This window comes from Pseudomonas sp. TH49 (assembly GCF_016650625.1).
GTDB lineage: Bacteria > Pseudomonadota > Gammaproteobacteria > Pseudomonadales > Pseudomonadaceae > Aquipseudomonas > Aquipseudomonas fluorescens_H.
On record NZ_JAEKFL010000001.1, the window covers coordinates 582,680 to 601,440 of the forward strand.

Consider the following 18,761-nt stretch of genomic DNA (forward strand, 5'->3'; position numbering starts at 1 on the left):
TGGCTGTTCAAAAAGGCTTGTCGAAGGTGATTTTCGGTTCTTTCCACGGGCCCTTGACGGTGTACTTGACGCTGGCGAAGCGTGCCACACGGTCACCGATCAGCTTGTCGATCAGGAACAACGCCCCGCCCACCGCCGGCGCGCCGACAATCAACGCGGCAATCGGCAGGTTGTTGGTCACCGGCAAGGTCACCAGCAATTTCGCATCGACCTGCTCACGCACCAGATCCAGCGTACCGTTGAGTTCCAGATTGCTCGACGGCCCGGTCAGGCGAATCGGCTCGCGAGTGTCATAGACACCGGCGTTGGCCACCAGCAGGCCCTTGACCCGGTCGTAGCTCAGGCCCTTGCCGAACAAGTCGGAGAAATCCAGACGCAGGCGGCGGCCGATGGAGTTGAAGTTGAGCAGACCGAACACCCGCAACGCCTGCGCGCCGCCCTCCACTTCAACGAACTGACCTTTATTGAGCGAGGCATCCAGCGTGCCCGAGAAACGCTTGGTCGCCAGCCATGCCGGCGAACCGGGCCAGCGGCCATCGACGTCCATGTGAAACTCTTCACTGGTCACGCTCGGTGCAAAGCCCCAGCCCTTGAGCACATCGGCGAGGTTCTTGCCGCTGATCCGGCCCTTGAACCAACTGTTGGTCGACCCCGGTGTACCTTCCCAGCCGCCATTACCCTGCAACAGGATGCCCTTGAGGCCCATGTCCATATTGTTCAGGGCAATGCCTTTGGCCGTTGGCCGCACCTTGAGCGACCAGCCGCCCACCAGATCCGGGCCGAGGTACAACTGATTGATGGTGATATCCAGCGCAGGAATCTTCGTCGGGTCGACCGAAACCAGCGGGTCGGGCGAGTTCTCGTCAGCCTGCACCGTCGGATCCGGCGCCGGCAGGCGCACATATTGCAGATTGACCCCAATCGGTGCGCCCTTGGCATCAGGCAGGCTGGCCGAGCCCTTGGCCTGCTGGCTGTCGAGCGACAGATTCCAGGCCCACGGTTTGCGGTTGACCTGCACTGCAGCCTGATCGAGCGTGGTGCCGAAAGCGGTGAGCTTGCCGACCTTGAAGTCGGCACTGTTGAGCAGTTGCTTGGCGCTGCCACCCGGGTCATTGCCGGCGTATTTGCTGACCAGATCCTGCCACGGTGCGACGTCCAGCTCCGACAGCACACCACGAATGCGCAAACCCTTGGCCTCCGGCAGAACCGTATCGCCCGTACCGAGGAACAGCTCGCCGCGGCCATCGGCAAAATTGCTCGGTGGCGCCGCGAAAGTGAAACTGGCCAGCTGATCGTAGCTGACCCAGTAGCGCCGCTCCGGACCTTGCAGGGTCATGCGGAATACCGTGTCCCGGCCCTGCTGGGCCGACATGCCGAACGGTGCCGGCAGATCCACCGCCACACCTTTCATGTTGGAGCTGACCGTCAGCTGGCTGTCGCTGCCGTCGAGGTTGACCTGCAACTGATAGGGAATGGTCCCGGACACCGGCAACGGCTGAGTCACGCCCAGCCAGTCAGTGAGTTTTTTCACCTCGACCTGCCCAGAGGCGGCGACCCGGGTCTTGATCTTGTTGGCGCTGCCATCGGCAAAAATCTGCGCGGTCACTGGCTTGTCAAACGCCTGCGCTGCAATGTTCTGGCCGCTCAGACCCTTGGCGCTATCGAAACGGAAATCGCCTTTGAGCTGGCTCAGTTCAAGCTTCGGCTCCGCCAGTTTCAGGCGCGCATTGGCAGTCTTGAAGTCGACGACAATCTTCGGCTGATCACCCTTTTCCAGCGGAATATCGAGTTTGACCTTGCCCTGCAGATCGCCCTCGCCTTCCCAGCCGGCAAAGGTTTCGCCGGTGCCGATCGGCGCGGTCTGCAGTATTTTCAGTCCGTCGCCCAGCCCACCGGAAAAACCGCCGTCGAGGAACAGATGGGTATGTTGTCCGGCCTGCACATGGGGAATGTTGACGAAGACGTCACTGACCTGCGTGTCGAGCAACTGGCCCTTGTCGGCCACGATGCGCACGCCGCTGTCCTCGATGAACACGTCGCCGCTGACCTTGCTCACATGCGGCCAGCCCGGCTGGAACGCCAGTTCGGCGTCATGCACCTTGAAGAACAGGCTGATACTGCGATCGACATCCTTGGCGTTCTTGTTCAACGAACCCTGGTACTGGAAGAACCCCTGGTCCACGGCACCTTTGAGGATCGCCGTGCGTAACCACTCGTCGAGGGCCGGGCTCAAGACTTCGGGCAGGTACTTGGCGGTGTAACGACCGTCGCCATCGACCAGTCCGACGCGCAGGTCCATGTAGTCTTCCTGGCTATGGTCGAAGTGCAGGCGGATCAGGAAGTCGCCGGCAATCTTGCCCTCTTCGCCCAGCACTTTCAGGTAAGGCGCGATCAGGGTGAAACCGTCTTTGTCGAGTTTCCAGGTCAAGCGGGCGTTGGCCTGAATGTATTGCCATGGCTTGGCGAAGATCGGGTCGAGGTGCAGGACGAAATCCTTGCTGTCCATGCGCAGTTCACCGCCGTCGAGGTTGCCGCTTAGGCTGCCACTGACGTTTCGCGCCGCCGGGGCACCGTGATAGGCATCGAAACCGACATTATCGAGGTTGGCAGCGAAGCCGAATTTCGAGCCGTCGGTGGCGTTCGGACGAAAATCCAGCAGCACGTTGCGCAGTCCGCCCGTCACCTTCAGGTGGTCGACGACCGTGGCGACGCTTTCGGGCAACGGCCCCAGCGCATTGAGCAACGGCGTGAGCGGTGTCAGATCAAGGCGATCGGCCTGCAAGTGCCACAGCTCATCGGCTTTATCGGTGGCCACCGTCTGCTTGAGTTGCACATGAGATTCCCAGCGGGTCTCGCCGACATTCATCGCCAACGAATCGAGGGTAACGAGCGCGCCCTCGTCATCCCGCTGGTAATAACCGTTGAGCGCCAGATTGCTGATCTTGATCGGTTTACGCTCGGCATAAGCGCCGGTCACCTGCGGCGCATTCAAACGCACGGCGGCGCTTTGCAGAGCGCCGTCGTTCCAGTTCACCCACAGCTCGCCGCCGGCCTTGATCTGGGAAAAATTCCACTGCTGGGTCAAACGCTCGGGCAGCCACTTTGACCAATCGCTTTGCGGCAGGCTGACATAACCCTCCAGCGAACTGTCGGGCAATTGAGAGGGGCGAATCCGCGTACGCAGGCTCATCGCCACCGGCTGCCCGTCGGGCAAGGTCAGACGGGCGTCGAGACGCTGACGGCTGCTGCCGGTTTTCAGATTGAGGCCGACGTAGGTAAAGGTCATCGGCGCCTGATCCAGCGGCTGCACGGTCACCTGACTGTCGAGCACCGACAGTTGCTGAATAATCTGCGAGCGATTGAACAATTGTTCAGGATCAAGCGGCTGGTCGTTCTGCACCGGCAGGCCTTCCAGTGCCCAGGTGCCGTCCTGCGCTTGCTTGACGCTGATCTTCAGGCCGTTCAGTTCCAGATGGGCGATGCGTACTTCGCACGCCAGCAAACTGGCCCAGAGATCAGGCACCACGCGCACCCGGTCCAGACGCAAGGCATTGGCGCCGTCACCGACCATCACATCGTGGGCCAGCAGAATCGGCGCGAATCCGCTCCAGTTGCCTTCCAGTTCGCCGATCTGCAATGGCATGCCGAGCGCGGCCGTGGCCTTGTCTTCGATATCGGTGCGGTATTCCGCCACCAGCGGCGTCAGTTCCCGACCGAGGCTGACGTACAACGCCATCAGCACCAGAACCAACGCGCACAGGCCCAGCCCCCAGCGGGTCAGTGCGGCCAAAATGCGTGTCAGACGCTCCATGTCAGTTGGCTCCCATGGCAATAAAACTACTAAAAGCTGAGGCCAGCCGTTGTGGATTAAATGTGCTGCAGGGGTTCAGAGCAGCACCACGTCATATTGTTCCTGGGAATACATGGTTTCGACCTGAAAGCGTATGGTGCGGCCGATGAACCCTTCAAGCTCGGCGACGTTACCGGATTCTTCGTCGAGCAGCCGATCCACCACTTTCTGGTTCGCCAATACCCGATAACCCTCAGCCTGATAGGCCCGGGCTTCACGCAGAATCTCGCGGAAAATCTCGTAACAGATGGTTTCCGGAGTCTTCAACTTGCCACGCCCCTGGCAACTGCTGCACGGCTCGCACAGCACTTGTTCAAGACTTTCGCGGGTGCGCTTGCGGGTCATCTGCACCAGGCCCAACTCGGTGATGCCGATGATGTTGGTCTTGGCGTGATCACGTTCGAGCTGTTTTTCCAGGGTGCGCAGCACCTGACGCTGATGTTCTTCATCTTCCATGTCGATGAAGTCGATGATGATGATCCCGCCCAGATTGCGCAGGCGCATCTGCCGGGCAATCGCGGTGGCCGCTTCGAGGTTGGTCTTGAAGATGGTTTCTTCGAGATTGCGATGACCGACGAACGCGCCGGTGTTGACGTCGATGGTGGTCATGGCTTCCGCCGGATCGACCACCAGATAACCGCCGGACTTGAGCGGCACTTTGCGCTCGAGGGCTTTCTGGATTTCGTCCTCGACGCCATACAGGTCGAAAATCGGCCGCTCGCCCGGATAGTGTTCCAGACGATCGGCGATTTCCGGCATCAGTTCGGCGACGAACTGCGTGGTTTTCTGGAAGGTTTCCCGGGAGTCGATACGGATCTTCTCGATCTTCGGGCTGACCAGGTCGCGCAGGGTGCGCAGGGCCAGACCGAGGTCTTCGTAGATCACGCTCGGCGCACCAATGGTCTTGATCTGCTCGCTGATCTGATCCCACAGACGGCGCAGGTAGCGGATGTCCATGAGAATTTCATCGGCCCCGGCCCCCTCGGCGGCGGTACGCAGGATGAAGCCACCGGCCTCTTTGATCCCTTCCTTGGCCACACAATCGCTGACCACCTGCTTGAGGCGTTCGCGCTCGGCTTCGTCTTCGATTTTCAGAGAAATGCCGACGTGGGCGGTGCGCGGCATGTACACCAGATAACGCGACGGAATCGACAGCTGAGTCGTCAGTCGTGCACCTTTCGACCCGATCGGATCCTTGGTCACCTGCACCACCAGACTCTGGCCTTCGTGCACCAGCGAACTGATGCTTTCCACCGCCGGGCCTTCGCGCAGGGAGATTTCCGAAGCGTGAATGAAGGCCGCACGATCCAGACCGATGTCGACGAATGCCGCCTGCATGCCCGGCAGCACCCGGACAATCTTGCCTTTATAGATGTTGCCGACGATCCCGCGCTTTTGCGTGCGCTCGACGTGGACTTCTTGCAGCACACCGTTTTCGACCACTGCCACGCGCGATTCCATCGGCGTGATGTTGATCAGAATCTCTTCACTCATGGCAGGGTCTCGTTCAGGCATGTTCACGATAATGGCCGCATCTTGATCCATACGACGCTCATTGCGCGTTCAGGTTTTGCCAACAGGGTATGCCGAAATGGCCCAACAGTTCTGCGGTTTCGCAAACCGGCAGCCCGACCACGGCCGAATAGCTGCCATTGAGCCCCGCGACAAACACCGCGCCGAGGCCCTGAATGCCATAACCGCCGGCCTTGTCCCGCGGCTCACCGCTGGCCCAGTAGGCCGCCGCTTCTTCACGGCTGATCGAGCGGAACCGCACCAGACTGCGCACCACTCGCGACTCGCAACGCTGGCCTTCCAGCACCGCGACGGCGGTCAGCACTTCATGCTCCTTGCCGGACAACATCATCAGCATGGCGCATGCGTCGGCTTCGTCCACCGGTTTGCCAAGAATTTTGCCGTCGAGCACCACCGCGGTGTCCGCGCCCAGAACGCAAAACGCCGCGTCGGACACCCGCGTGCGTCGACCGGCCTCGGCCTTGCCACGCGCGAGGCGTTCGACGTAGGCCGAGGGCGATTCTTCGGGAAGCGGGGTTTCATCGATGTCCGCACTGATGGCGGCGAACGGCACGCCGATCTGCGTGAGCAACTCACGCCGACGCGGCGAACCAGAGGCGAGGTAAAGCGGCTTCATCAAGACATCTCCCTTGTCGAGGTGCGGGCACATGCCTGACCGAATCAGTTGATTTTGTAGCGGCGGCGCAATCCACGCAAAGCAAAGCTGACCCAAGGCCAGAGCAAGGCGCTGGTCAAGGCTGGCAGCACCAGCGCCAGAGTTGGCTGGCGGTTGCCGGTCAGGGCACTGAGCCACAATTGAACCAGCTGGGCGAGGCCGAAGATCACCAGGATCACCAGGCATTGCTGCCACATCGGGAACATCCGCAGGCGTTGTTGCAAGGACAGCACCAGGAAGGTGATCAGGGTCAGGATCAAGGCGTTCTGGCCAAGCAGCGTGCCGTACAGCACGTCTTCGGCCAACCCCAGGCAAAACGCCGTGACCATGCCCACGGTTTGCGGCAAGGCCAACGCCCAGAATGCCAGCAGCAGCGCCAGCCAGAGCGGACGCAGGATTTCCATGAATTGCGGCATCGGCGACACGCTGAGCAGCAGACCGATGAGAAATGTCAGCCAGACCATCCAGCCGTTACGGGAAGCAGTAGCCCCAACCATTATTCTTGTCTCCCGGTATTGGCCGGCGCAGTGACCGGCGGTTTCGCCGCCGGACGCGCAGCAGGCTGGGACGCCGGCGGCTTACTCGCTGCCGCAGGCTTGGTCGCAGGCGGTTTGCTCGCTACCGGTTTGGCCGGCGTAGTGCTGGCCGCGGCGGCAGGTGCTGCGGGGGCGGTTGTTGCTGCAGCGGCAGCCGGGCTGTTGACGATTTTCGGCACTGTGGCCGGAAGCACCGGGCCACCGCCCTGCGCATCAAGATTTTCCTGGGCCTGCGCCGCATCGTTGGCGCGCTCTTCGGCGGTGCGGTTGTCGCTGAAGACCAGCAGCAGATAACGGCTGCGGTTCAGCGCAGCGGTCGGCACCGCGCGGACAATCGCGAAAGGCTGGCCTGAATCGTGGATGACTTCCTTGACCGTCGCCACCGGATAACCGGCCGGGAAGCGCTGACCGAGGCCGGAGCTGACCAGCAGGTCGCCTTCCTTGATGTCGGCGGTATCGGCAACGTGCCGCAGTTCCAGGCGTTCCGGATTGCCGGTGCCGCTGGCAATCGCCCGCAGACCGTTACGGTTCACCTGTACAGGAATGCTGTGAGTGGTGTCGGTCAGCAGCAGCACACGGGAGGTGTACGGCATCAACTCGACCACCTGGCCCATCAGACCGCGTGCATCGAGCACCGGCTGACCGAGCACCACGCCATCGCGCTCACCTTTATTGATGATGATGCGATGGGTGAAGGGATTGGGGTCCATGCCGATCAACTCGGCCACTTCGACCTTTTCGTTGACCAGTGCGGAGGAATTGAGCAACTCGCGCAGCCGCACGTTCTGCTCGGTGAGGGCGGCAAGCTTTTGCATGCGGCCCTGCAACAGCAGGTTTTCGGTCTTGAGTTTTTCGTTTTCGGCGACAAGCTCGGTGCGACTGCCGAACTGACTGGCGACCCCTTCCCACAGCCGTCCGGGCAGGTCGGTGATCCAGTAGGCGTCCATCAACACCAGCGACGCTTGTTTGCGCGCGGGTTTGAGCAGGTCGAAGCGGGCATCGACCACCATCAGTGCGACCGACAGCACGGCCAACACCAACAGGCGCACACCCAACGAAGGGCCTTTGGCGAAAAGCGGTTTAATAAGCCGCTCCTCCCAGGCAAATGTTCTGTTTATTCATACGGCATCAAACCGGCCTGGATGAAGACTGACAGAAGATAAACGCCAACAGGCAGCACTGCAAAGTGCTGCCTGTGCGCTCACCCACGTATTGCAACCCAGCGCTTATTCGCTGGAGAGCAGGTCCATGGTGTGCTTGTCCATCATTTCCAATGCACGGCCACCGCCGCGAGCAACACAGGTCAGCGGATCTTCGGCAACGATCACCGGCAGACCGGTTTCCTGAGCCAGCAGCTTGTCGAGGTCACGCAGCAGCGCGCCACCACCGGTCAGCACCAGGCCACGCTCGGCGATGTCGGAAGCCAGTTCCGGCGGCGATTGCTCCAGCGCGCTTTTCACCGCCTGAACGATAGTAGCCAGCGACTCTTGCAGAGCTTCCAGCACTTCGTTGGAGTTCAGGGTGAATGCGCGTGGAACGCCTTCGGCCAGGTTACGACCGCGAACGTCGACTTCGCGCACTTCGCCGCCCGGGTAGGCCGTACCGATTTCCTGCTTGATGCGCTCGGCAGTCGATTCACCGATCAGGCTGCCGTAGTTGCGGCGCACGTAGGTGATGATCGCTTCGTCGAAGCGGTCGCCGCCGACGCGGACGGATTCGGCATAGACCACACCGTTCAGGGAGATCAGCGCGATTTCAGTGGTACCACCACCGATATCGACGACCATCGAACCGCGTGCTTCTTCAACCGGCAGGCCGGCACCGATCGCAGCAGCCATTGGCTCTTCGATCAGGAACACTTCACGGGCACCGGCACCAAGGGCCGATTCACGGATGGCACGACGCTCGACCTGGGTGGATTTGCATGGAACGCAGATCAGCACACGAGGGCTGGGCTGCAGAAAGCTGTTTTCGTGCACCTTGTTGATAAAGTATTGCAGCATCTTTTCGCAGACGCTGAAGTCGGCGATCACGCCGTCCTTCATCGGACGAATGGCAGCAATGTTGCCCGGCGTACGACCGAGCATGCGCTTGGCTTCGGTGCCGACAGCTACGACACTTTTCTGGTTACCGTGTGTCCGAATGGCCACAACCGATGGCTCATTCAGGACGATACCGCGCTCGCGCACGTAAATAAGGGTGTTGGCAGTGCCCAGGTCAATGGAAAGATCGCTGGAAAACATGCCACGCAGTTTCTTGAACATGGGAAAGGGACCCTAGGCAACGCGTGGGTAAAAAAGTGCGGCAAACTCTAACAACGACAGGGATTTTGGGCAAGGCGCCAATATGTTAAATTGGCCGCTTTTCTGTGCACCAAGCCCCACAATCGCGGCCTTATGACCGTAGAAGTGCGGTAGTGTTCCGACAATCTAACACACGGACGCCGTCCGTTCTGTTTTCCACTGGAGAATCCCGATGGCGCTAGAACGCTCCGACGTGGAAAAAATCGCACATCTGGCCTGCCTTGGCCTGAATGATGCCGATCTTCCGCACATTACTTCCGCCCTCAACAGCATTCTCGGGCTGGTCGACGAAATGCAGGCCGTTGATACCGACGGTATCGAGCCTTTGGCCCACCCGCTGGAAGCCAGTCAGCGCCTGCGCGCCGACGTCGTGACCGAGACCAATCACCGCGAGGCCTATCAGTCCATCGCACCAGCGGTCGAAAACGGCCTGTATCTGGTTCCGAAAGTCATCGACTAAAGGGAAAGAGCCTGCAATGCATCAAATGACTCTGGCCGAGATCGCCCGCGGTCTCGCCGATAAAAAGTTTTCTTCCGAAGAGCTGACCAAAGTCCTGCTGGCGCGTATTACCCAGCTCGATCCGCAGCTCAACAGTTTCATCAGCCTCACCGAAGAGCTGGCGCTGGCGCAGGCGAAAGCCGCCGATGCACGCCGGGCCAACGGTGAGAGCGGCGCCCTTCTCGGTGCGCCGATCGCCCACAAGGACCTGTTCTGCACCCAGGGCATCCGCACCAGCTGCGGCTCGAAGATGCTCGACAACTTCAAGGCCCCGTACGATGCCACCGTGGTCGCGAAACTGGCCGCTGCCGGTGCCGTGACTCTGGGCAAGACCAACATGGACGAATTCGCCATGGGTTCGGCCAACGAGTCGAGCTGGTACGGCGCGGTGAAAAACCCGTGGAATCTGGAACACGTGCCGGGCGGTTCGTCCGGTGGTTCGGCAGCGGCAGTTGCCGCTCGTCTGTTGCCGGCAGCCACGGCCACCGACACCGGTGGTTCGATTCGTCAGCCCGCTGCATTCACCAACCTCACCGGCCTGAAACCGACGTACGGTCGTGTTTCGCGCTGGGGAATGATCGCTTACGCCTCCAGCCTCGATCAGGGCGGCCCGTTGGCGCGCACTGCCGAAGACTGCGCGATTTTGTTGCAAGGTATGGCCGGGTTCGACCAGAACGACTCCACCAGCATCGATGAGCCGGTTCCGGATTACTCCGCCAGCCTCAACACTTCGCTGCAGGGCCTGCGCATCGGCGTGCCGAAGGAATACTTCAGCGCCGGTCTCGACCCGCGCATCGCCGACCTGATCCAGAACAGCATCAAAGAGCTGCAGAAGCTCGGTGCCGTGATCAAGGAAATCAGCCTGCCGAACATGCAGCACGCGATTCCTGCGTACTACGTGATCGCCCCGGCCGAAGCTTCCTCGAACCTGTCGCGTTTCGACGGCGTGCGTTTCGGCCATCGCTGCGAGAACCCGGAAAACCTGATCGACCTGTACAAGCGCTCGCGTGGCGAAGGCTTCGGGCCGGAAGTGCAGCGCCGGATCATGGTCGGTGCCTACGCGCTGTCCGCCGGTTACTACGACGCCTACTACCTGAAAGCGCAGAAGATCCGTCGCCTGGTGAAGAACGACTTCATGGCGGCCTTTAATGAAGTCGACATCATCCTCGGCCCGACCACGCCGAACCCGGCCTGGAAGCTCGGCGCGAAGAACAGCGACCCGGTCGCTGCCTATCTGGAAGACGTCTACACCATCACCGCCAACCTCGCGGGCCTGCCGGGCCTGTCGATGCCGGCCGGTTTTGTCGACGGTCTGCCGGTTGGCGTGCAGTTGCTTGCGCCGTATTTCCAGGAAGGCCGTTTGCTCAATGTTGCGCACCAGTATCAGTTGAACACTGACTGGCACACCCGCACCCCAACCGGCTTCTGAGGAGACACACATGCAATGGGAAGTCGTGATCGGGCTGGAGATTCACACTCAGCTCACTACCCGGTCGAAAATCTTTTCCGGTAGTTCCACCCAGTTCGGCTCCGAGCCGAACACCCAGGCCAGCCTGATCGACCTGGGCATGCCCGGCGTATTGCCGGTGCTGAACCAGGAAGCGGTGCGCATGGCGGTGATGTTCGGTCTGGCGATTGACGCCGAGATCGGTCAGCACAACGTGTTCGCCCGCAAAAACTACTTCTACCCGGATCTGCCGAAGGGCTACCAGATCAGCCAGATGGAATTGCCGATCGTCGGCAAGGGCCACCTGGACATCGCGCTGGAAGACGGCACCGTCAAACGTGTCGGCATCACCCGCGCGCACCTGGAAGAAGACGCCGGCAAGAGCCTGCACGAAGAATTCAACGGCGCCACCGGCATCGACCTGAACCGTGCCGGCACGCCGCTGCTGGAAATCGTTTCCGAGCCGGACATGCGCAGCGCCAAGGAAGCCGTGGCGTACGTCAAGGCGATCCATGCGCTGGTGCGTTACCTGGGCATCTGTGACGGCAACATGGCCGAAGGTTCGCTGCGTTGCGACTGCAACGTCTCGGTACGCCCGAAAGGCCAGGTCGAGTTCGGCACCCGCTGCGAGATCAAGAACGTCAACTCGTTCCGCTTCATCGAGAAGGCGATCAACTCCGAGATCCAGCGGCAGATCGAGCTGATCGAAGACGGCGGCAAAGTGATCCAGCAGACCCGTCTGTACGATCCGAACAAGGACGAGACCCGTCCGATGCGCTCCAAAGAGGAAGCCAACGACTATCGTTACTTCCCCGACCCGGACCTGCTGCCGGTGGTCATCGAAGAGTCGTTCCTCGGCGAAGTGCGCGCCACCCTGCCGGAACTGCCACCGCAAAAACGCGAGCGCTTCCAGAGCCAGTTCGGTCTGTCGGCCTACGACGCCAACGTGCTGGCCACCAGCCGTGAGCAAGCGGACTACTTCGAGAAGGTCGCAGCCATCGGCGGCGACGCCAAACTGGCGGCGAACTGGGTCATGGTCGAGTTGGGCAGCCTGCTCAACAAGCAAGGCCTGGACATCGACGAGTCGCCGGTTTCCGCTGAACTGCTGGGCGGCATGCTGCAGCGCATCAAGGACAACACCATCTCCGGCAAGATCGCCAAAGTGGTGTTCGAAGCGATGGCCAACGGCGAAGGCACGGCGGACGAGATCATCGACAAGCGCGGTCTGAAGCAAGTGACCGACAGCGGCGCGATCTCCGCGGTGCTGGACGAAATGCTCGCGGCCAACGCCGAGCAGGTCGAGCAATACCGCGCGGCAGACGAAGCCAAACGAGGCAAGATGTTCGGCTTCTTCGTCGGTCAGGCCATGAAGGCTTCGAAAGGCAAGGCCAACCCGCAGCAAGTGAACGAACTGCTGAAAAGCAAGCTCGAAGGCTGATGCAAATGGGGCCAGACCTGAAGCCTGGCTCCATCCCCTGTGGGAACAATCTATGGCGGGGGGAGTTTTGTGGTGAGGGGATTTATCCCCGATGGGCTGCGAAGCGGCCCCAATTCTTCTGTACCTGGAATTTGGGGGCACTGCGCGCCCCATCGGGGATAAATCCCCTCGCCACAGAAGCTGATCTCCACATTGGGTTGTTTCCACATTTGTTTTGTGGAGCTTTCGAATGAAACGCCTGCTCGGCGCCTGCGCCCTGCTCTCCTTGCTCGCCGGTTGCGCCAGCAACGACATCATCGACCCGCACGGTTACGACCAGACCGGTGTCGCCTCCTACTACGGCGCCCAACACCACGGTAAACGCACCGCCAGCGGCGAAGCGTTCAACCAGCATTCCCTGACCGCCGCCCATCGCCAACTGCCATTCGGTACGCGGGTGAAGGTCACCAACCTGAAAAATGACAAATCCTGCGTGGTGCGCATCAACGACCGCGGACCGCATACCCGTGGCCGTCTGATTGATGTTTCACGCGAAGCCGCCGAACAACTCGGTATGCTCGGCAGCGGTACGGCACGGGTTCGCGTGCAGGCCCTCGACGACTGATGGAGCACCCGCCATTTTCGCGCTAGCCGATTTACCGCTGATCAACGTGATCGAACTGCTCAGTGGCCTGCTACTGCTGATCCTCGGAGCCGAACTGATGGTGCGCGCCGCCGTGCGTCTCGCCGCACGCTTGCATGTGCGACCACTGATCATCGGCCTGACCATCGTCGCCCTCGGCAGCAGTGCTCCGCAGATGGCAGTCAGCCTGCAAGCGACCCTCGCGCACAATCCCGACATCGCCGTCGGCAGCGTGATCGGCAGCAGCATCTTCAACATCCTCGTGACCCTCGGCCTGTCGGCACTGATCATTCCGTTACGGGTTTCGCGACAACTGGTGCGTCTGGATATTCCGCTGATGATCGGCGCCAGTCTGCTGGTGTTCGTCCTCGCCTGGAATGAACAGATCAGCCGCTTCGACGGCGTCCTGCTGCTCGCCGCGCTGGCGTTGTATCTGGGCTTGCTGCTGCGCCAGTCGCGGCACTCGGCGCGCCCGCATTCGGAAGTGCCGCAAACCCCGCAGGCGCCGTGGTTCAGCAGTCTGCTGATGATCGCTGTCGGGCTGGCGCTGCTGGTGTTCGCCGGGCATTTGCTGCTCGGCGCCGCCGTGGCGGTGGCGACCGATCTGGGCTTCTCCGAGCGGGTGATCGGCCTGACCGTGGTCGCGGTCGGCACCTCGCTGCCGGAACTCGCCACCTCACTGATCGCGGCACTGCGCGGGCAACGCGATATCGCCGTGGGCAACGTGATCGGCGCCAACCTGTTCAATCTGCTGGGAGTGCTCGGTATCACCGCACTGATCGCGCCGACACCGTTGTCGGTCTCGCCCAACGCGCTGGATTTCGACTTGCCGGTGATGCTCGGCGTCGCCGCGCTGTGCCTGCCGGTGTTCTATTCCGGCTACCGCGTGACCCGCGCCGAAGGTTTGTTGCTGCTCGGTTTGTACCTGGCTTACGGGCTGCACGTGGTGTCGTTCACCACCGGCATGCCGCTGGCCGGCAAACTGGAAAAGCTGATGCTGTTTTACGTGCTGCCGACGCTGCTGGCGTTCCTGTTGTTCACGTCCGTACGCGCCTGGCGCCGCCAACACCACAAGAGGGATGTGCCATGACCGATTCGCAGAAAACCGGGGTTGAAATCCGCCGTCAGGTAATGGGCGATGCGTTCGTTGATCGCGCGCTGGGCAACGCCACCGAATTTACTCAGCCGTTGCAGGATTTCGTCAATGAGCACGCCTGGGGCGGCGTGTGGAATCGCGAAGGTCTGCCACTGAAAACCCGCAGCCTGATCACCCTCGCCGCGCTGACCGCGTTGAAGTGTCCGCAGGAATTGAAGGGCCACGTGCGGGGTGCGCTGAACAATGGCTGCACGGTCGAGGAGATTCGTGAAGCGTTGCTGCATTGCGCGGTGTACGCCGGGGTGCCGGCGGCGATTGATGCGTTTCGGGCGGCGCAGGAAGTGATCGACAGTTACCAGAAGCCTGAGTGAAAAGACTGACGCCTTCGCGAGCAAGCCCGCTCCCACAGGGATCTTTGGTGTTGTTGAAATCTGATTAACAACACAAAAACCCGTGGGAGCGGGCTTGCTCGCGAAGAGGCCCGCAGGAGCAACCCGAGTCTCAGGCTAGATCCACCCACCCCACTGCAACAGAAAGATCCCGATATTGGTGGTCACCGCCGCCATCAGCGTGGTCATGACAATGATCGCCGCCGCCAGCTCATGATTGCCCTGCGCCGCGCGGGCCATGACGAAACTGGCTGCCGCCGTCGGGCTGCCGAAGTACAGAAACAGAATCCCCAGTTCCGCCCCCCGAAAACCCCACAGCCATGCGCCGAGCGTTGCCAGCAGCGGCAGGCCGATCATTTTCACCAGGCTCGAACTCAGCGCCATGCTGCCGCTCTTGCGCAGCGCCGCCAGTGACAACGTGCCGCCAATGCAGATCAGCGCCAACGGCAAGGTGGTTTGTGCCAGATACTGCCCGGAAGTTTCCAGCCAGCCCGGCAGGCTGATCTTGAACCAGGCAAACGGTGCCGCCGCGATCACGCTGATGATCAACGGATTGCTGAACACGCTTTTGCAGATGCTCCACGGATCGGACTTGATCACCGGGCTGTACACCGCGAGCACGATGGTCGACAGCGTGTTGTAGAACAGGATCACCAGCGCCGCGAGAATCGCCCCGAGGGAAATCCCGTAGTCGCCGTACATGCTCGCCGCCAGCGCCAGACCAATCACCCCGTTGTTACCGCGAAACGCGCCCTGGGTGTAGATGCCGCGATCTTCACGCGGGCACTTGATGATCGCCCAGCCCCAGGCCAGGGCAAAACTCGCCAGCGTGGCGAGCGCAAAATAGATCAGCAGCGCCGGTTGCAGCGCGGCGTGCAGATCCGCATGCAGAATCCCCAGAAACAGCAGCGCCGGCATGCTGACGTTGAACACCAGCGCCGAGGCCGTGTGGATAAAGTTGTCGTTGATCCACTCGATACGCTTGAGCAACACCCCGAGGAACAGCATGGCGAACACCGGCGCGGTGATATTCAGGGTGTCGAGGAAGATTGCCAGCATGCCGGGGGAGCCTTTGGGTGAGCGTCGTCAGGGCTTAATGATAAGCCAAAAGCTTGAAAAGCCCCTCACCCTAACCCTCTCCCGGAGGGAGAGGGGACTGACTGAGGTGTGGTGCGTCATACATCGACCTGCAATACCGAGTCGACTATGGATTCGGCAAAGCATTTTCAGGTCGGTGTATTACTAAAATATTCCCGGATCGGCCCCCTCTCCCTCCGGGAGAGGGTTGGGGTGAGGGTAGCTTTTGCCTCACAAACCATCAGGTAATCGGCGCCGGATTGAACAAGGTGATGTCGTTATGCAGCTTGTGCTTCTCCGCCCAGGTCTGCTGCTTGCCGCTCGCCACATCCAGGTAGTAGTGGAACAACTCCCAGCCCAACTCCTCGATCGACGCGCGCCCGGTGGCGATCCGTCCGGCATCGATGTCGATCAGGTCCGGCCAGCGCTGCGCCAGTTCGGTCCGGGTCGAGACCTTGACCACCGGCGCCATCGCCAGGCCATACGGCGTGCCACGCCCGGTGGTGAACACATGCAGGTTCATCCCCGCTGCCAGTTGCAGCGTGCCGCAGACAAAATCACTCGCCGGCGTCGCGCAGAAGATCAGGCCCTTGCGCTTGAAACGCTCGCCCGGGCCGAGCACGCCGTTGATCGCGCTGCTGCCGGATTTGACGATCGAACCCAAGGACTTCTCGACAATGTTCGACAACCCGCCCTTCTTGTTACCCGGCGTGGTGTTGGCGCTGCGATCCGCTTCGCCCTTGGCCAGATAGCGGTCGTACCAGTCCATCTCGCGCACCAGTTCCTGCGCCACGGTCTTGGTCTCGGCACGGGAGGTCAGCAGATAGATCGCATCGCGCACTTCGGTGACTTCGGAAAACATCACCGTCGCTCCTGCGCGCAGCAACAAGTCCGAGGCATAACCCAGCGCCGGGTTGGCGGTGATTCCGGAGAACGCATCGCTGCCGCCACACTGCATGCCGAGGATCAGCTCCGAGGCCGGCACGGTTTCGCGGCGGCGCTGGTCGAGCTTCTTCAGACGGACTTCAGCCAGCGCCATGATCTGCTCGATCATCTCGGTAAAACCGTGGCTGGAATCCTGCAAGCGATAGAGCCACGGCTCGCTGAGATCCACCGAGGCATCGTCCTCGTGCATCACCTGTCCGGCCTGCAATTTCTCGCAGCCGAGGCTGATCACCAACGCTTCGCCACCCAGGTTCGGGTTGCGCGCCAGATTGCGCACGGTGCGGATCGGGATGTAGGCATCGGTGGCGGTGATCGCCACACCACAACCGTAACTGTGGGTCAGCGCCACCACGTCATCGACGTGCGGGTATTTCGGCAGCAGTTCGTCCTTGATGCGTTTCACCGCGTGATCGAGCACACCGGTCACGCACTGCACGGTGGTGGTGATCCCGAGGATGTTGCGCGTACCGACGGTGCCGTCGGCGTTGCGGTAACCCTCAAAGGTGAAACCTTCCAGCGGGGCCTGCGCGGCCGGTACTTCGGTGGACAGCGGCAGGCTGTCCAGCGGCGGCGCGGTCGGCATGCGCAGTTGATCTTCCTTGACCCAACTGCCGCGTGGAATCGGCTGCAACGCGTAGCCGATGGTCTGACCGTAGCGAATCACCTGACCGCCCTCGGGAATGTCTTCGAGGGTGACCTTGTGGCTCTGCGGCACAAAATCCACGGTCACCAGACCGTCCGGGAATTCGGTGCCGGCCGGTACGCCCTGGTCGTTGACCACAATCACTACGTTGTCCCGCTCGTGCAGGCGGATGTAGCGCGGCGAGTCGGAATGTTCAATCAACTGCATGACGCCGCTCCTCAGGAATGCGCTTGAGACAATTTGCCGGTGATTTCAGAACCACCGTTGGTTGGCGGCTCTTTGAGCACCACACGTTTGATCGGACCGACGATCACCAGGTAGCTGAACACCGCGACCAGTGCGTTGGCGCCGACGAACACCAGTGCCCACTTGAACGAACCGGTGGAGCTGATGATGTAGCCAATCACGATCGGTGTGGTGATCGACGCGATGTTGCCGAACATGTTGAACAAGCCACCACTGAGACCGGCGATCTGTTTCGGCGAAGTGTCGGAGACCACTGCCCAGCCCAGCGCACCCACGCCTTTGCCGAAGAACGCCAGGGCCATGAAGCCGACCACCATCCATTCGATGTCCACGTAATTGCAGGCGACGATGCTGCTCGACACCAGCAGACCGCCGATGATCGGTGCCTTGCGGGCGAAGGTCAGCGAATGCCCTTTGCGCAGCAGGTAATCGGAAATCACCCCGCCGAGCACGCCGCCGATGAAGCCGCAGATCGCCGGCAACGAGGCGATGAAACCCGCCTTGAGAATGGTCATGCCGCGCTCCTGCACCAGGTACACCGGGAACCAGGTCAGGAAGAAATAAGTGATGCCGTTGATGCAGTACTGGCCCAGGTAAACGCCGAGCATCATGCGGTTGGTCAGCAACTGGCGGATGTAATCCCACTTCGGCCCGTCCGACTTTTTGCCTTGCTTCTGATCCATGTCGACCATGCCGCCGTTGTCGGCGATGAACTGCACTTCGGCGTCGTTGGCCATCGGGTGCTGGCGCGGGCTGTGGATAACCTTGAGCCAGATCAGCGAGAAGACAATGCCGAAACCGCCCATGACGATGAACACGTGTTCCCAGCCAAAGGTATAGACAATCCAGCCCATCAGCGGCGCGAACAGCACCGTGGCGAAGTATTGCGCCGAGTTGAAAATCGCCGAAGCGGTGCCACGTTCAGCAGTCGGGAACCACGCTGCGACAATTCGAGCGTTGCCGGGGAATGACGGCGCTTCGGCCAGGCCCACCAGAAAGCGCAGCATGAACAGCGCAACAATCGCCGTGGACATGCCGAACTCACCGACAAAGCCCTGCAACACGGTGAACAGCGACCAGCAGAAGATGCTCAGGGCATAGACTTTTTTCGAGCCGAAGCGATCGAGCAGCCAGCCACCGGGGATCTGCCCGGCCACGTAGGCCCAACCGAAGGCGGAGAAGATATAGCCGAGAGTGACCGCGTCGATGCCGAGGTCTTTTTGCAGGCTGGAACCGGCGATGGCGATGGTCGCGCGGTCGGCGTAGTTGATCGTGGTCACCAGGAACAACATGAGCAGGATCAAATAGCGGACGTGAGTCGGCTTGGACGGTTGCATGTAGATGTACTCCCACTGATTATTTTTATGCGCGGGTGAATCTGTTGTGCTGCATGTATTCCCTGTAGGAGCTGCCGCAGGCTGCGATCTTTTGATCTTGCTTTGAAGATCAGGATCAAAAGATCGCAGCCTTCGGCAGCTCCTA

Annotated in this window: 15 protein-coding genes; 6 read left to right on the forward strand and 9 right to left on the reverse strand. The window is 61.1% G+C overall.

Translation table 11 applies throughout. The annotated features are described in order from the left end of the window. Positions 1-7: 7 nt before the first annotated feature. From JFU48_RS02855 to mreB, 6 genes are all read right to left on the reverse strand, one after another. Entirely contained in the window at positions 8-3,811 is a 3,804-nt protein-coding gene (locus JFU48_RS02855) for a YhdP family protein (protein WP_201135796.1), read from the reverse strand. 75 nt (positions 3,812-3,886) lie between these two features. After that, positions 3,887-5,344, reverse strand: coding sequence for a ribonuclease G (gene rng / locus JFU48_RS02860; protein ID WP_003221665.1), 1,458 nt, complete (start codon positions 5,342-5,344; stop codon positions 3,887-3,889). Positions 5,345-5,402: 58 nt separating this feature from the next. After that, positions 5,403-5,999, reverse strand: a complete 597-nt coding sequence (locus tag JFU48_RS02865) for a Maf family protein (protein ID WP_201135797.1) — start codon at positions 5,997-5,999, stop codon at positions 5,403-5,405. A 44-nt stretch (positions 6,000-6,043) separates the two neighbouring features. Then, positions 6,044-6,535, reverse strand: coding sequence for a rod shape-determining protein MreD (mreD, locus tag JFU48_RS02870; RefSeq protein WP_003221660.1), 492 nt, complete (start codon positions 6,533-6,535; stop codon positions 6,044-6,046). Then, the gene (mreC, locus tag JFU48_RS02875) at positions 6,535-7,659 is read right to left on the reverse strand and encodes a rod shape-determining protein MreC (protein WP_080593219.1); all 1,125 of its coding nucleotides are present in this window, start codon (positions 7,657-7,659) and stop codon (positions 6,535-6,537) included. The genes mreD and mreC overlap by 1 nt, the downstream gene beginning before the upstream one ends. 141 nt (positions 7,660-7,800) lie before the next feature. Continuing rightward, entirely contained in the window at positions 7,801-8,838 is a 1,038-nt protein-coding gene (gene mreB, locus JFU48_RS02880) for a rod shape-determining protein MreB (protein ID WP_002555108.1), read from the reverse strand. Between the two features lie 211 nt (positions 8,839-9,049). Between mreB and gatC the strand changes: the two genes are divergently transcribed. The 6 genes from gatC to JFU48_RS02910 all read left to right on the forward strand — a co-directional run bounded on the left by gatC (position 9,050) and on the right by JFU48_RS02910 (position 14,350). After that, the gene (gene gatC / locus JFU48_RS02885) at positions 9,050-9,337 is read left to right on the forward strand and encodes an Asp-tRNA(Asn)/Glu-tRNA(Gln) amidotransferase subunit GatC (protein WP_003221657.1); all 288 of its coding nucleotides are present in this window, start codon (positions 9,050-9,052) and stop codon (positions 9,335-9,337) included. A gap of 16 nt (positions 9,338-9,353) precedes the next feature. After that, positions 9,354-10,805, forward strand: coding sequence for an Asp-tRNA(Asn)/Glu-tRNA(Gln) amidotransferase subunit GatA (gatA, locus tag JFU48_RS02890; RefSeq protein WP_201135798.1), 1,452 nt, complete (start codon positions 9,354-9,356; stop codon positions 10,803-10,805). Positions 10,806-10,815: 10 nt separating this feature from the next. Continuing rightward, the gene (gene gatB / locus JFU48_RS02895; RefSeq protein ID WP_007961565.1) at positions 10,816-12,261 is read left to right on the forward strand and encodes an Asp-tRNA(Asn)/Glu-tRNA(Gln) amidotransferase subunit GatB; all 1,446 of its coding nucleotides are present in this window, start codon (positions 10,816-10,818) and stop codon (positions 12,259-12,261) included. 229 nt (positions 12,262-12,490) lie between these two features. Continuing rightward, positions 12,491-12,865, forward strand: coding sequence for a septal ring lytic transglycosylase RlpA family protein (locus JFU48_RS02900; protein WP_003221651.1), 375 nt, complete (start codon positions 12,491-12,493; stop codon positions 12,863-12,865). Positions 12,866-12,911: 46 nt separating this feature from the next. Next, positions 12,912-13,973: a calcium/sodium antiporter gene (locus tag JFU48_RS02905; protein ID WP_201135799.1), complete on the forward strand. Its 1,062-nt coding sequence runs from the start codon at positions 12,912-12,914 to the stop codon at positions 13,971-13,973. Next, positions 13,970-14,350, forward strand: a complete 381-nt coding sequence (locus JFU48_RS02910; protein ID WP_003221648.1) for a carboxymuconolactone decarboxylase family protein — start codon at positions 13,970-13,972, stop codon at positions 14,348-14,350. The genes JFU48_RS02905 and JFU48_RS02910 overlap by 4 nt, the downstream gene beginning before the upstream one ends. A 135-nt stretch (positions 14,351-14,485) precedes the next feature. On the opposite strand, the gene JFU48_RS02915 is transcribed toward JFU48_RS02910, so the two are convergent. From JFU48_RS02915 to JFU48_RS02925, 3 genes are all read right to left on the reverse strand, one after another. Then, positions 14,486-15,427: an AEC family transporter gene (locus tag JFU48_RS02915; RefSeq protein WP_003221646.1), complete on the reverse strand. Its 942-nt coding sequence runs from the start codon at positions 15,425-15,427 to the stop codon at positions 14,486-14,488. A gap of 259 nt (positions 15,428-15,686) precedes the next feature. Then, entirely contained in the window at positions 15,687-17,240 is a 1,554-nt protein-coding gene (gene garD / locus JFU48_RS02920; RefSeq protein ID WP_201135800.1) for a galactarate dehydratase, read from the reverse strand. A gap of 11 nt (positions 17,241-17,251) precedes the next feature. Next, a complete protein-coding gene (locus tag JFU48_RS02925; RefSeq protein ID WP_003221643.1) occupies positions 17,252-18,616 on the reverse strand; it encodes an MFS transporter in 1,365 nt (454 codons plus the stop codon). Positions 18,617-18,761 lie beyond the last annotated feature (145 nt).

What these genes read in the sequence shown, in the direction of transcription:
- mreB (WP_002555108.1), bottom strand. Translation starts at nt 8,838, where the DNA reads ATGTTCAAGAAACTGCGTGGCATGTTTTCCAGCGATCTTTCCATTGAC.
- JFU48_RS02900 (WP_003221651.1), top strand. Translation starts at nt 12,491, where the DNA reads ATGAAACGCCTGCTCGGCGCCTGCGCCCTGCTCTCCTTGCTCGCCGGT.
- JFU48_RS02915 (WP_003221646.1), bottom strand. Translation starts at nt 15,427, where the DNA reads ATGCTGGCAATCTTCCTCGACACCCTGAATATCACCGCGCCGGTGTTC.
- JFU48_RS02865 (WP_201135797.1), bottom strand. Translation starts at nt 5,999, where the DNA reads ATGAAGCCGCTTTACCTCGCCTCTGGTTCGCCGCGTCGGCGTGAGTTG.
- gatB (WP_007961565.1), top strand. Translation starts at nt 10,816, where the DNA reads ATGCAATGGGAAGTCGTGATCGGGCTGGAGATTCACACTCAGCTCACT.
- garD (WP_201135800.1), bottom strand. Translation starts at nt 17,240, where the DNA reads ATGCAGTTGATTGAACATTCCGACTCGCCGCGCTACATCCGCCTGCAC.
- JFU48_RS02855 (WP_201135796.1), bottom strand. Translation starts at nt 3,811, where the DNA reads ATGGAGCGTCTGACACGCATTTTGGCCGCACTGACCCGCTGGGGGCTG.
- gatC (WP_003221657.1), top strand. Translation starts at nt 9,050, where the DNA reads ATGGCGCTAGAACGCTCCGACGTGGAAAAAATCGCACATCTGGCCTGC.
- rng (WP_003221665.1), bottom strand. Translation starts at nt 5,344, where the DNA reads ATGAGTGAAGAGATTCTGATCAACATCACGCCGATGGAATCGCGCGTG.
- mreD (WP_003221660.1), bottom strand. Translation starts at nt 6,535, where the DNA reads ATGGTTGGGGCTACTGCTTCCCGTAACGGCTGGATGGTCTGGCTGACA.
- gatA (WP_201135798.1), top strand. Translation starts at nt 9,354, where the DNA reads ATGCATCAAATGACTCTGGCCGAGATCGCCCGCGGTCTCGCCGATAAA.
- JFU48_RS02925 (WP_003221643.1), bottom strand. Translation starts at nt 18,616, where the DNA reads ATGCAACCGTCCAAGCCGACTCACGTCCGCTATTTGATCCTGCTCATG.
- JFU48_RS02910 (WP_003221648.1), top strand. Translation starts at nt 13,970, where the DNA reads ATGACCGATTCGCAGAAAACCGGGGTTGAAATCCGCCGTCAGGTAATG.